Below are 13,337 nucleotides of genomic sequence, written 5' to 3' on the forward strand. Positions count from 1 at the left end.
ACGCAATGAATTATCAAAAGGAAATACAGGTAAAAGCGGAGACTGCTTTAAAAAGTAAAGGTCTTCCGGCAGCATTATGGGCATTAACTATCAGTGCATTTGGAATAGGAACTACAGAATTCGTTATTGTTGGGCTTCTTCCTACCGTGGCAGGGGATCTTGGAATCAGCATTCCATCAGCAGGACTACTGGTAAGTCTATATGCGATTGGAGTAGCGATCGGAGCTCCTGTACTGACAGCATTAACGGGGAAAATACCGCGAAAAACCTTGTTGGTTTCCATTATGATATTATTTGTGATAGGAAACGGACTTGCTTCAATCGCTCCCGGATTTATCACGCTGATCATGGCCAGAGTTCTTACGGGATTTGCTCACGGGGTTTACTTTTCTATCGGCTCAACCATTGCAGCATCGCTGGTTCCAGAGGAGAAAAGAGCAACTGCTATTTCAATTATGTTTGCAGGACTTACACTTGCCATTGTAACTGGAGTTCCACTGGGAACTTTTATTGGGCAGCATTTCGGATGGAGAGCAACTTTTATAGGGGTTTCTATATTAGGAATTATAGGTTTAATTGTCAGTCTTTTACTGGTGCCGAACCATCTTAAAAGCGGTAAAACAGCCTCATTAAAAAGTTTGCCCGAAGTACTGGGAAACAGACGTCTGCTCTTTGCATTTTTAATGACTGCAATGGGATACGGAGGAACATTTGTCGTGTTTACTTATCTTTCACCCATCTTACAACAAATCACAGGATTTCAGGAATCTACCGTTACTTTGATTCTTCTTATCTATGGAATTGCCATTGCTTTAGGAAACTTGTTGGGTGGAAAAGTGGCGAATAAAAACCCTCTAAAAGCACTTCTGTGGATGTTTGCAGGACAAGGGTTGATATTGTTGACTTTTTATTTTACGGCAGGTAATCAAATCTTAAGTATTATCACACTTTTTCTTTTAGGAGGTCTGTCATTTGCTACGGTACCGGGACTTCAGCTCTTGGTAGTACAGATTGCTGAAAAAGAGCTTCCGGGAACAGAAGATGTATCATCAGGAGTTAATATTGCAGCATTCAATATAGGAATTGCTATTGGCTCTTTTACAGGAGGATTGATTGTAACTTCTTCTTTGGGACTGGCCAGTACACCTTTGATTGGAGCATTGTTTTTATTAGCTACGGTACTGATCACACTTTACAGTATTCGATTAAATAAAAAATAAATCCGAAAATTTTATTCAAAATTGTACATTTGAAATATATATTAGTCTTTTGACAGATTTAAAAAAATATATCAACAGTTTAAATCCAGTTTCGGAGATTGGCTGGGAAGCATTACATCCAATTTTTTCTGAAAAAACACTTTTAAAAGGGGAATTTTTTATAGAGGAAAATCAGGTGGCAACTCAAATTGGTTTTTTGCAGGAAGGAATCATCCGAGCTTTTTATAGAAGCAGAGAAGGAGTAGAATATAATAAACATTTCTTTGTTTCACCCTGTTTTATTGGCGGATATGCTTCTTTAATTACCGGAGCACCCAATCAAATCATCCAACAAGCGTTATCGGATTGTAAAATATTAACGGCTAATTTTTCAAACTTTACAGATCTTTACAAGGACCACCCGGATATTGAAAGGGTAGCAAGAAAATTAGCAGAAATTTTTTTCGTACAAAAAGAACAACGGGAAATTGAAATTGTATTGCTGGATGCTGATAGGCGTTACTTACTTTTTCAAAAACAATTTCCCCAGTTGGAACAGCAGATTCCACAATATCATATTGCTTCGTATTTAGGTGTCACGCCAACACAATTAAGCAGAATCAGAAGAAAACGTTTAGGCAGGTAATTTCTTTACCTATGTAAATGGATTTCATTTTGTCAATACTGAAATTTGTATTTCAATAAACAACAAAATGAAAACAATCTTATTTACATTATTAACGGTATTGGTAGTTGGAACTTCCAATGCACAGACAAGAAACCTTATGAACAATACAAAACCTTACACTATTCTGGTATTGATGAACGCAACATCAAAATGGCTCTCATTATCAAGGGAAGAAAGAAGTACCTTCTTTGAAAGCAACGTAACACCAATATTTGAAAAGGTTGGAAAGACTACGAAAGTAAAACTTTATGATTCTGAATATTTCCACTCAAAAACTTCTGACTTTATGATGATCACTACGACCAATCTGGAAGACTATAAGCTATTGATAGAGCTTTTAAGGGATTCCAAAATTTACGGAGAGCCTTATTTTGATATCGTCGATATTATTGTAGGCCAGGAAAATCTGTTTGAAGATTTCAATGAAAAATTAAAAAAATAAATTAGAAATCTATTCAAAAAGCAGATGAATTAATAGAATCCGTTTTACAAGAGACGGGTTTAATTATTTAAATAAAATATAGTCGCTAGATCTCATGAATTTCTGAATCTGTAAATACATAGAACTTCCCATTTTTAGGAATATTTTTAGTATCCAGCCCGGTAAACTCACTGAAGGCCGGAAGAAGAAGCTGATTTTCAGTTTGTACAAAACAGGGAAGTCTTATTTTTTTTACGGAAGAATCCAGTACAACTCCGGGGTGAATATGTCCTGTGATCTGAAAATCCGGCAATGTTTTGTCAAAATCATGAATAAAGGTAAATTCATTGATGGTCAGAATTTCGGATTTAAAATTTAAGCATAATTTCTTTTCTAATGCTGCAGATAAGCGGTCATGATTTCCTTTAATAAGATAAAACTGGAGATCCGGATACTGGTTTCTCCAACTGCAGAATTCATCTACATCGGAATTGTCTCCGGCATGAAGCAAGTCTCCGACTACAATGAATTTCTCCGGTTGAAAATACTCGATCAAAACGGAAAGTCTTTCCAGGTCACTTTTCATGATATGATTGGCCAGGGCTATTCCGTTTTTCCGGAAATGGGCAGTCTTACCAATGTGGAGATCAGATAAGATTAATGCTTTTTCATTTTTCCAGAACGCTGCACGTTGATTGGTTAAAGTAAAAACTTCGTTGTTGATGATGATATTTTTTACGGCGATGTTCAATTTTTTCTGTAGAATGTGTGATGTCAAATGTATGAATGATTTTTTAAATTAGAGGCTGGAGGTCTGAAGATGGGAAAAGGGAAGTTTTGTAGTGAGTATAAATTCCAAAAGAAGTTTTTTAATTTAACTACCGTCTTTTTACTTTGCAAAAATCCGCCCTTTGAGAAGAGAATGAGGTTCAACATCTATTTGTTGTACATCCATTTTTTAAATGATTTTTAATTTCAGAATCCAAACTGATGTTACCACTTGTAATTTATATTTTTGACTCTAAAACTCTAAAACTCTAAAACCCTCTCTTCCTCGCCTGTTCCACCATTTTCCTGATCCTCGCATCCAGGCTTTCGCTTGATAATGTCTGCCGTAAGCTGTCCACTTTTATCGGAAAACTTAAAGGAGTAAAGGTATGGGAATATTTTAAAATGATCTTTGACTTTTCGATTCTTTTAAAAGCTTCCACGAGTCGTGGCTCCTGAAGCTGCATATTGAAAACTTCGGTATAGGCCTGCCTTACCAGAAAATGATCAGGATCGTGGTCTTCCAGTACTTTAAAAATAAGTCCTGCGGAGCTTTGTAAAGATTTATTGGAGCGTTGCTTTCCTGCATAATTCTGGATCACCATTCCGGAGATTACAGCAATATCGCGGAATTTTCTTCGGGCCATTTCTGCAGAATTGATGCTGGCAATCACATCATTCATCAGGTTGTCCCGGGTCAGGATTTTATTGAGATTATCCTCATTCAGAGGAATTTCCTTATCGCTGAAGAGTTCAAAACCATAATCATTCATCGCCATAGAGAAAGATATCGGTGCCAGTTTTGAAATTCGGTAGGCAATCAGAGCTGCCATTACTTCGTGCACCAGCCGACCTTCAAAAGGATACATAAACAAATGGTAGCCTTCCCGGTTTTTGATGAGTTCTACAAGGAATTCATCATCTTTAGGAATGTGTGAATTTTTTTCCTGGTTGGCCAATAATGGATGTAGAAATTTCAATTCCTTTTCAGAAGCTTTCGGGTTTAAGGCTCCGGATAATTTTTCTCTTAAAAAGTGCCCTAAATTTGAGCTTAAAGGTAGTCTACCGCCCAGATAACTTGGGGCCATCGCTTTTCCTTTAGCTGCACGGACATAAACGGTCATATCTTTGATCATGGCCACTTCCAGCGTTCGGCCAGCCAGGATAAATTTTTCTTCTTTTTTTAATTTTGAAATAAAATATTCTTCTACCATTCCGATGTAGCCGCCGGAAATAAATTTTACTTTCAGCATGGCATCGCTTACAATGACCCCCATATTCATCCGGTGAAGCATAGCGATCTTACGTGAGGTTACTTTATAGAGGCCATCCTCCATAATGACGATCTTATGAAATTCTTCATAACTTTTTAAAACGCTTCCGCCAATGGTCAGGAAATCCAAAATACTTTTCCATTCCTGTTCCATTATTTCCTGGAAAGCAAATGTTTTTTTAATCCTTTCAAATGTTTCTTCGGGATAAAAACCGTCACCTACTGCCAGGGTCATCAGAAACTGAACCAGCACATCAAAACACAGAACTTGCGGATCACGGGGTTCTATCACTTTCTGCTTAACGGCTTCTTTAAGGGCGGCGACTTCAATCAGTTCAAGAGAATGGGTGGGAACGCAATAGATTTTAGAGGTTTCAAAAGGGGAGTGTCCGCTTCGTCCGGCCCGCTGCAGAAATCTTGCAACTCCCTTTGCTGAGCCAATCTGGATGACGGTATCTACAGGTTTAAAATCTATTCCAAGATCTAAAGATGATGTTGATACTACCGCTTTCAGCTTTCCGGAACTTAGATTTTCTTCAATCCAGATCCGGAGATGAGCATCAATAGAACTGTGGTGAATGGCGATCTGGCCCGCAAAATCCGGGTAAGCACTAAGCAACAGCTGATACCACATTTCACTTTGGCTCCGGGTATTCGTAAAAACAATGGTAGATTTTGAATTGAGAATGATAGGGACAATTTTGTCTGCCAGTTTTGCTCCTAAATGTCCAGCCCACGGAAGAATTTCAATTTCATCAGGAAAAACAGGAAGAATCTCTATTTTCTTATGTTCTTTAGCAGTGATCTTCGTTTTTTTTATATCGTAAGGGATTAAAACATCCATGGCTTCGTCTAAATTTCCAATGGTTGCTGTGATTCCCCAGATTTTTATTTTGGGAACATATTTTCTCAGCTGTGAAATACCAAGTTCGACCATTACACCACGTTTTGAGCCTAGTAATTCATGCCATTCATCCACAGCAACACATTTGGTGTCCTGAAAGAACCGGGCATGATTTTTCTGTCCTAAAAGCAGGTGCAGACTTTCTGGAGTGACTACCAGAATTTCAGGCATACTTCTGAGCTGCTGCTGTTTTACCTTTTGTTCGGTATCTCCATTTCTTACGCCAACTGTCCAATCGAGACCAATCTCATCCATAGCTTCCTGCATGGCTTTGGCAATATCCTTTGATAGAGAACGCAATGGAGTGATCCAGATCATTTTTAATCCTTTTTTGTACTTTTCAGGATGGTTCATAAAATCTGAAACTAAAGCCAGGAAAACGGAAAAAGTTTTCCCAAAACCTGTTGGTGCCACAACCATTCCACTGTATCCGTTTCCAAATTTCTGCCATGTATCGGTCTGAAATTTAAAGGGGGCAATACCTTTATCAGCCATCCATTGCTGAATGACCTTAAATCCATTGGTATCTTCGAATGTTTTCAAATTATTGGATGAGTTTTTTTATTTCTTCAAGTTCATCAATTTCTGCCACTGTTTTGTCTTTCCGCCATCTTACGATTCTTGGAAACCTTAAAGCAACACCGCTTTTATGCCTGCTGCTGAATCCTATACCTTCAAAAGCAATCTCAAAAACAAGCTCAGCCTTTACTGTTCGTACAGGTCCGAATTTTTCTATAGCATTTTTATTGACAAATTTGCTGACTTCCATGATTTCTTTATCGGTCAATCCGGAATAGGCTTTTGCGATGGTGACAAGAACATCGCCGTTTTTCACGGCAAATGTATAATCGGTGTAGTAGGCGCTTCTTCTTCCGCTTCCTTTTTGGGCATAAATCAAGACGGCATCAATGGTTAACGGACTTACTTTCCATTTCCACCAGTCGCCTTTTTTTCTTCCGGAATGATAAACCGAATTTTTCTGTTTGAGCATTAGTCCTTCACTGTTGATTTCCCTGGATTCTTCTCTTATTAAATTCAGGTCTTCCCATTTTTCAAAGTCAATGACCTTGGAAAGTTTAATATTTTCGGGAGTTTCATTCAACAGTAATTCTTCAAGCATGGCCCGTCTGGCTGCAATTGGTTTTTCCCGAAGGTCGGTTCCTTCAAGCTCCAAAAGGTCATAAACAAAAACCTGGATCGGAATATCCGTCAGCATTTTTTTTGTTAAAGTTTTCCTGTTTAATCTTTTTTGTAATTCATTAAAATTTAAAACATTAGAATCCTTTACCGCAAGTATTTCTCCATCTAAAACAAAGTTGCCTTTCATGGCCAGAACGGTGTCTTTGATTTCAGGAAACTGATCGGTTACCAGCTCTTCACCTCTTGACCAGATAAAGACTTCATCATTTCTCCGGATGATCTGTCCACGGATGCCGTCCCACTTATATTCAATCTGCCAGTCATTAGGATCTCCGAGGTCTTCCAATTCTTTTTCCAGTGGATAAGCGAGGCAGAAAGGATAGGGTTTTGAATTATCCGGATTGATATTTTCTGCGGAAATCAGTTCGTGAAAAGAGGCTTCTCCGGGAATCCATTTACCCATCAGACTGTGCATCAAAGTGCTTGATTCCTGTGAAGTAAATTTTGTAAGAGCATTGATGAGGGTTTTATCTGAAACCCCAATTCTGAAACTTCCACCGAGTAATTTATTGAATATCAAACGTTCAGTATAATCCAGACCATTCCATGACTGCAACACAAATGCTTTTTTTTCGGTTTCTGACTTGTCTTTTAAATTAACAATATCCAGCATCCATTGGGAAAGTGTACGGTCTATTTTGTGTGAAGGCGGAGGAAGGATGAGGGAAATCGTTTCCCCCAGGTCTCCAACCGAAGAATAGCTTTCCTGAAACAACCAGAAAGGCAGTTCTGTGATCTCCAGCGCCCATTCTTTCATATAATTGGTATTGACATTCCTTTTGGGTCTTTTTCCTGTAAACAAAGCAATAAACCATACTTTATCTTCATCGGGAGCACGTTCCAGATAATCGATGATGGCATCTATCTTTGCGTTGGTTTTATTGGTGGTTTCCAGGGCATTGATAAGGTCTGCAAAATGTTTCATGGCTGAGGATTTTCAATGATTTCTTTTTCTGCGTCTTCTTCATCTTCACCAAACTGGGTCTGCACAACATCTGCCTTGATGCCAATTTCATTCAGGTATTTTGAAAAAACTTCGGTCTGTCCGTGTGTGACATGAACAATTTCGGCTTCCGTAGCTTTTATAGCTTGCAACAATCCTTTCCAGTCGGCATGATCGCTCATCGGAAAACCGGCATCGGCACTTCGCCACCTTCTGGCACCACGAACCTGCATCCAGCCAGAGCAAATCGCTGTTGCTGCATCAGGAATTTTCTTGATGACATTACTGTCCAGCAGAGCTGGGGGAACAATCACGATATCACCATCAGCATGTTTGATGCTTTCCCTGAAATCAGGAACCTCATAATCAGGAAGTACAATTCCAACTTCTTCAAAAGCTTTATTAAGCTTACCAATCGAGTAGTGGACATGAATTTTTCCCATTCCTTCAACGGCTTTCATAATCCTCTGGGCTTTACCCAACGAATACCCTACAAATACAGATGTTTTTGAATTTTCTTTATTTTTCAATACCCAGGACTGAAGTTTTTTATTGAGATCCGGAACTTCCAGCCAGTTATAAATGGGCAGCCCGAAAGTACTTTCTGTAACAAATTCATGGCATTTTACCACTTCGAAAGGAGTGCTCAATCCGTCTTCCTGTACTTTATAATCGCCGGAAATAACGGTAACATATCCTTTGTATTCCAACCTTATCTGTGCTGAACCGATAATATGCCCAGCAGGGTGGAGTGATACTTTTACCCCGTTTAGCATAATGACCTCACCATAGCCAGCGCTTTGACACTCAATATCCAATCCGATTCTCTGATAAAGAATTGGTTTTGTAAAATGGTGACAAAGGTATTTTTTCATTCCCCAGCGTGCGTGGTCGGCATGCCCGTGTGTGATGACTGCCATATCGACTGGTCTCCAGGGATCAATATAAAATTTTCCCTGCGGACAGTAAATTCCTTCTTTTGTGAATGTTATTAATTTCAATGGTGTGATTGGTTTATATTTTACATTCAAAAATCCCACCAAATTAGGATGAACTCTAAATTTTATAACAAAGGATAGTATGTAGATGTCATTTCATTTTCAAAATCATAGAAGTTAATGAGATATTCATTCTTAATTTTCACAATTCTGATATTCCGCATTGAAAGTATGTTTGTAGCTTTGTTAGAACATAGGATAGAACAGGTAGATTAGTTTAAAGCAAAACAGTGAAAATCCTGCGATTCTCACTGCTTATTATTTATTATTCCTGTATTATCTTCAGGATAGAATAATGTTTTTCTTTAATGTCTGTTTAAGTGTGTCGTAATCTGCCTTACTCATCGATTTTCGCGGAAACATATAATTAAATTTTCCTTCGAGCGAAATAAATTTATCATTGACATTAAAGTATTTAAAATCTTCCCATTTGCTCAACTCTTCCTGATGATTAAGATTAACATTGAAGATTTCATTAGTAAACCGGATTTCATAGATCTCGGAATTTTCCAGAGATTTCAAATATTTGTTGACCTCTTTTTTCCACCTGGAAACTTTATTGATACTTAAAGAAAGGTAGACGGTACAAAGAAGGAATAAAAAGCTTACGAAATATAAGATTCCAAATTTTTCTTTGCTTAAATCACCTTTAAAACAGAATAAGATCAGCAAAATCAATCCTACCACTGCAGTGGTGACTGTTTTTCCTTTAGTACTCTGTGAAAAGAATAAACTTCCCTGATTACCGCTGAAATAAATTTCTTCAAAATCTTTTCTATTTACATTTAATCTGATGACTTTCTCTCCATTCATTTCTTAGAATATTTAATTTGTTTTAAAGGGTACAAAACTAAATCAAATATCTTCATATTGGTCACTTATTGCAGAAAGTTTATTCATCAGATCCCGATTTCTCTTTTTTAAATCCTCCATTTTTTTAAGCATATTATGAATCACCTCCAAACCGGGAAGGTTGATTTCCAGATCATAATGCCAATTGGTAAATCTTTCAAAAACAGGCAGATCTTCATAGAGTAAATACCGGATTTCATTTTCTGTTTCCACCTTCAGTAGCCCAACATCCACCAGTTCATCAAAAAAAGTGATTTCTACATTGTATATTTTTACGAGTTCTTCGCGCGATATTCTTTCATTCATGGCTTATGAATTTTTAAGTTGTTCGAAAAGTTCTTTCTGCTTGTCTGTAAGATCTGTCGGCAGTTTTACTTCATATGTCACAAAAAGATCTCCGGACTGGCCTTCTTTTTTATACATTGGGAAACCTTTTCCTTTCAGTCTAACCGTTGTTCCATTCTGTGTCTCAGGTTTTACTTTCAAATTGACACTTCCATCAAGTGTATTCACTTTTACATCGCCACCTAAAATGGCAGTATACAGATCTATTGAAACTTTCGTTTTCAGATCATTTCCAATTCTTTCAAAATCAGGATGCACCGGAATATTGAATGTGATGTACAGATCTCCGTTTGGACCTCCGTTAAAGCCAGGACTTCCGTGACCTTTCAATTTGATCTGCTGGCCATCATATACCCCGGCAGGAATCGTTATTCTTACCTTTTTACCATTGATCTCAAAAGTCTGTGGATGGGTCTGGGCGGCATCTTTTAAATTCAAATTCAATTCGGCATGCACATCCTGTCCTTTGAATTTCCCTGAAGAACTTCCCCGTGAGCTTTTCCCAAAACCGCCTCCGGTACCACCAAACATACTTTGGAAGAAGTCTGAAAAATCTTCTCCTTCACCAAAATCGGCACCGGAAAATCCGTCGCCACTATAATTTTGCTGCTGGTACTGCCTTTGCTGCTGGGCTTTTTCATATTCTTCACCATGCTTCCAGTTTTCCCCGTATTTGTCATATTTCGCACGGTTTTCGGGATTACTAAGCACTTCATTAGCTTCATTCAGCTCTTTGAATTTTTTCTCAGCTTCTTTGTCGCCGGGATTGAGGTCAGGATGATGTTTTCTGGCCAATTTCCGATAGGCTTTTTTGATGTCATCCTGAGTTGCGCTTTTATCTACGCCTAAAATTTTATAGTAATCTATATACGCCATACAAACGATATTTACTCAAATTTATGAAATTTATGCCTGAAAATTCTATAATAGAATGTTAAAAATAAACCTATCTTTGATAAAAAGCGTTGAATGAAAGAGGTACTAAAAAACTATTCAGGAATTATACTTTTACTTTTAGGAATTATGGCCGGAAGCGTCATAGGCATTACTGCTCCGGGTGTTGTGGAATATATTAAGCCCCTGGGAGATATTTTCCTGAACCTTCTTTTTGTGAGTGTGGTACCGTTGGTATTTTTTGCTGTTTCCAATTCCATTGCTTCCCTGGAACAGCAGTCTAAGTTTGGAAGGATCATCCTGGTGATGTCTTTTACTTTTCTGTTTTTTATATTGACAGCAGCTGTTTTTACCATCTGCGCAGTGTATGTATTTCCTGTTTCGGGAGTTTCCGGCAGTTCGGAAATGATTTCTGAAGCTGCCAGTGAAGACAGCTGGGGAAATAGGATTGTAAGTTTCTTTACGGTTGGAGAATTTACTCAACTGTTTTCAAGACAAAATATGCTGGCTCTTCTTATTTTTGCTTTTATGACAGGATTTGCGGCAAGAAAGTCCGGAGAAAAAGGCCAGCCGTTCAGAGTTTTTATTGCTTCGGGATATGAGGTAATGAAGGAGCTTCTTTTACTGATCATGAAACTGGCACCTATTGGTCTTGGGGCTTATTTCGCTTATCAGGTAGCTACTTTGGGGCCTCAGCTTTTTGGATTTTATGCTAAACCATTAGGACTTTATTATATTGCAGGAATTGTTTATTTCTTTGTATTTTTTTCTCTGTATACATTTATGGCCAACGGACAAAAGGGTATTAAAAGTTTCTGGACAAATGCCGTATATCCTACATTAACGGCTCTAAGTACCTGCAGCAGCTTTGCCACAATGCCGGCAAATCTCCAGGCCGCCTCGAAAATTGGCATTCCTAATTCAATTGCCAATCTGGTAATCCCTATCGGCACAACCCTGCATAAGAACGGGTCTTCGATGTCTTCCATTATTAAAATATACGTCGCGTTTCTGATCATTGGAAAAGATTTTTTTGATCCGGCTAATTTGCTGCTGGCTTTAGGAATTACTGTTTTTGTAAGTATTGTTGCTGGTGGAATTCCCAATGGCGGATATATTGGTGAAATGCTGATGATTTCGGTCTATAAATTACCACAGGAAGCTATTCCGGCAGTGATGATTATCGGAACGCTGGTAGATCCTTTGGCCACTGTTCTGAATGCTGTAGGTGATATTGTAGCCGCGATGTTTGTGAATAGGTTTGTGAAGGTCTGACTTTATTTTCAAACAACTAATCGCAGCATAATTTGACAAAACAGTATTAGTATAAAACAAAAGAAGCCCCATTTTCATGGGGCTTCTTATATTGATCCTATTAATAATTAATAGTTTTCATTCTGCTTAATATTCGGGTTTGCCTGAATAGCAGTGATAGGAATTGGCCATTGCCATTTGGTATTTCCAGCATCAAGAGTTTGCTTAACAGCTGGTGATCCTGTGCCGTCAAAAAGATCTCCTTTGCCTGATCTCTGAACCGGAAGACCTAATCTCTTCAATGTATACCATCTGTCATTTTCAAAGGCAAGCTCCAATCTTCTTTCTTTTAAGATAGCGTCTAAAAGAAGCTGTCCTGCTTCTGTTCCAGGAGTAAATGTTGTGTATCTTTCAACTCTTAATTTATTTAACAAAGTAAGAGCTGAAGCTTGATCACCTGATCTGTAATATGCCTCAGCGATGTTTAACAATACTTCAGCCGATCTCAGATATTTAATCGGTACAATATTAGATGGTCCACCATTACCTGCATATTTTGTTACGTGATTGTATTTTTGCTTACTGTATATGCTCGTAGTGAAGTAAGCAGACTTTCTAACATCATTATCAGTATATGCTGTATATAGATCATAATCTACTACAAATTCTGATCTTAAACTAGGAACTGCCTGGTTGTAGGCTGCCCCAACTGTATTCTGTTCTGCAGCAGCATTTGATACCTGAAATAGAACACCGTCATTAACATTACCTTCTTTTTCTTTCCAAATAGCATAAAAGTTAGATCTTTGAGTAACACTCGGTGAAAGTCCCAATGCTAATTCCCCATACTTGATTGTATTAGCGTAATCACCTTTATAAAGATTAACTCTTGATAATAACCCGTAGATAGCAGCTTTACTTAATCTTCCTTTGTCAGCATCATTCTGTGTAATATTATCAGCTGAAAATAAAAGGTCTGCTATAATTTTATCATATACCTGTTCAACGGTCAGGTTTCGGGATGATGTATTATTTAAAGGAGAGTATGTTTCTGAATAATAAATCCCGATAGAAGTCTTTGCTCCTGCAGATTGTGTAGGGATCTGAGAATAGGCTCTTACAATGTCAAAATGAACAATTGCTCTAAGCGCTCTTGCTTCTGCTTCTATATTTGTTTTTTGTGTCCCAGATAATACCCCATTATTGATGTATTTCAAAACAAAATTGGTTCTGCTGATCGCAAGATATGCTGCATTATACAATCCTGTTGTCTGTGAGTTATCTGAAGAAAATTCGAAGTTTGATGCGGCAAAGTTGGTATTCCTTCCCGAAGCAGTACGAACTAAATTATCGGTAGTAAGATCTCCCATAATAAGTTGACTCCCTGTATCTCCACTATAATATCCACCTCCTTTAAGAGCTGTATAGGCACCATCCATAGCCTGTCTGAATGATTCGGCTCTGGTCATTGCCTGATCCTGATCTTCATTAATGGATGATATCTGATCTAAATTTCTTTCACAAGACGTCAACGAAACAAAGACCGTCAACGCTGCTAAACTTATTTTTATTATATTCTTTTTCATAAAGCTAATTCA

The 13,337-nt window shown here is 38.0% G+C and carries 12 protein-coding genes; 4 read left to right on the top strand and 8 right to left on the bottom strand.

Going from position 1 to position 13,337, the window contains the following annotated elements; all coding sequences use genetic code 11:
- Positions 1–5: 5 nt before the first annotated feature.
- The 3 genes from QF044_RS07950 (at position 6) to QF044_RS07960 (ending at position 2,329) form a co-directional block, all read left to right on the top strand.
- Entirely contained in the window at positions 6–1,220 is a 1,215-nt protein-coding gene (locus QF044_RS07950; RefSeq protein WP_307265730.1) for an MFS transporter, read from the top strand.
- 49 nt (positions 1,221–1,269) lie between these two features.
- Positions 1,270–1,845: a Crp/Fnr family transcriptional regulator gene (locus QF044_RS07955; RefSeq protein ID WP_307265731.1), complete on the top strand. Its 576-nt coding sequence runs from the start codon at positions 1,270–1,272 to the stop codon at positions 1,843–1,845.
- 67 nt (positions 1,846–1,912) lie between these two features.
- Positions 1,913–2,329: a darcynin family protein gene (locus QF044_RS07960; RefSeq protein ID WP_307265732.1), complete on the top strand. Its 417-nt coding sequence runs from the start codon at positions 1,913–1,915 to the stop codon at positions 2,327–2,329.
- 85 nt (positions 2,330–2,414) lie between these two features.
- Here QF044_RS07960 and pdeM read toward each other — a convergent pair whose 3' ends face one another.
- The 7 genes from pdeM to QF044_RS07995 all read right to left on the bottom strand — a co-directional run bounded on the left by pdeM (position 2,415) and on the right by QF044_RS07995 (position 10,467).
- Positions 2,415–3,059 (bottom strand): ligase-associated DNA damage response endonuclease PdeM, encoded by a 645-nt coding sequence (gene pdeM, locus QF044_RS07965; protein WP_307265733.1) that lies wholly within the window; start codon positions 3,057–3,059, stop codon positions 2,415–2,417.
- Positions 3,060–3,345: 286 nt separating this feature from the next.
- Complete coding sequence (locus QF044_RS07970) at positions 3,346–5,796, bottom strand: ligase-associated DNA damage response DEXH box helicase (RefSeq protein ID WP_307265734.1); 2,451 nt, start codon at positions 5,794–5,796, stop codon at positions 3,346–3,348.
- Between the two features lies 1 nt (position 5,797).
- Complete coding sequence (locus tag QF044_RS07975) at positions 5,798–7,378, bottom strand: ATP-dependent DNA ligase (protein WP_307265735.1); 1,581 nt, start codon at positions 7,376–7,378, stop codon at positions 5,798–5,800.
- On the bottom strand, positions 7,375–8,397 hold the full coding sequence (locus QF044_RS07980; protein WP_307265736.1) for a ligase-associated DNA damage response exonuclease: 1,023 nt from the start codon (positions 8,395–8,397) through the stop codon (positions 7,375–7,377). Before QF044_RS07980 ends, QF044_RS07975 begins: the two co-directional genes overlap by 4 nt.
- Before the next feature lie 279 nt (positions 8,398–8,676).
- On the bottom strand, positions 8,677–9,207 hold the full coding sequence (locus tag QF044_RS07985; RefSeq protein ID WP_307265738.1) for a hypothetical protein: 531 nt from the start codon (positions 9,205–9,207) through the stop codon (positions 8,677–8,679).
- A 42-nt stretch (positions 9,208–9,249) separates the two neighbouring features.
- Positions 9,250–9,552, bottom strand: a complete 303-nt coding sequence (locus tag QF044_RS07990; protein ID WP_307265739.1) for a chaperone modulator CbpM — start codon at positions 9,550–9,552, stop codon at positions 9,250–9,252.
- A 3-nt stretch (positions 9,553–9,555) separates the two neighbouring features.
- Positions 9,556–10,467 carry a J domain-containing protein gene (locus QF044_RS07995; RefSeq protein ID WP_307265741.1) on the bottom strand — a complete coding sequence of 304 codons (912 nt, stop codon included), beginning with the start codon at positions 10,465–10,467 and terminating at the stop codon, positions 9,556–9,558.
- 93 nt (positions 10,468–10,560) lie between these two features.
- Between QF044_RS07995 and QF044_RS08000 the strand changes: the two genes are divergently transcribed.
- Positions 10,561–11,760 carry a dicarboxylate/amino acid:cation symporter gene (locus QF044_RS08000; RefSeq protein WP_307265743.1) on the top strand — a complete coding sequence of 400 codons (1,200 nt, stop codon included), beginning with the start codon at positions 10,561–10,563 and terminating at the stop codon, positions 11,758–11,760.
- 107 nt (positions 11,761–11,867) lie between these two features.
- Here QF044_RS08000 and QF044_RS08005 read toward each other — a convergent pair whose 3' ends face one another.
- On the bottom strand, positions 11,868–13,325 hold the full coding sequence (locus tag QF044_RS08005) for a RagB/SusD family nutrient uptake outer membrane protein (protein ID WP_307265745.1): 1,458 nt from the start codon (positions 13,323–13,325) through the stop codon (positions 11,868–11,870).
- Between the last annotated feature and the right edge of the window lie 12 nt (positions 13,326–13,337).

This window comes from Chryseobacterium sp. W4I1, from assembly GCF_030816115.1.
Classification (GTDB): Bacteria; Bacteroidota; Bacteroidia; order Flavobacteriales; family Weeksellaceae; genus Chryseobacterium.

What these genes read in the sequence shown, in the direction of transcription:
- QF044_RS07950 (WP_307265730.1), top strand. Translation starts at nt 6, where the DNA reads ATGAATTATCAAAAGGAAATACAGGTAAAAGCGGAGACTGCTTTAAAA.
- QF044_RS07960 (WP_307265732.1), top strand. Translation starts at nt 1,913, where the DNA reads ATGAAAACAATCTTATTTACATTATTAACGGTATTGGTAGTTGGAACT.
- QF044_RS07975 (WP_307265735.1), bottom strand. Translation starts at nt 7,378, where the DNA reads ATGAAACATTTTGCAGACCTTATCAATGCCCTGGAAACCACCAATAAA.
- QF044_RS07985 (WP_307265738.1), bottom strand. Translation starts at nt 9,207, where the DNA reads ATGAATGGAGAGAAAGTCATCAGATTAAATGTAAATAGAAAAGATTTT.
- QF044_RS07990 (WP_307265739.1), bottom strand. Translation starts at nt 9,552, where the DNA reads ATGAATGAAAGAATATCGCGCGAAGAACTCGTAAAAATATACAATGTA.
- QF044_RS07995 (WP_307265741.1), bottom strand. Translation starts at nt 10,467, where the DNA reads ATGGCGTATATAGATTACTATAAAATTTTAGGCGTAGATAAAAGCGCA.
- QF044_RS08000 (WP_307265743.1), top strand. Translation starts at nt 10,561, where the DNA reads ATGAAAGAGGTACTAAAAAACTATTCAGGAATTATACTTTTACTTTTA.
- QF044_RS08005 (WP_307265745.1), bottom strand. Translation starts at nt 13,325, where the DNA reads ATGAAAAAGAATATAATAAAAATAAGTTTAGCAGCGTTGACGGTCTTT.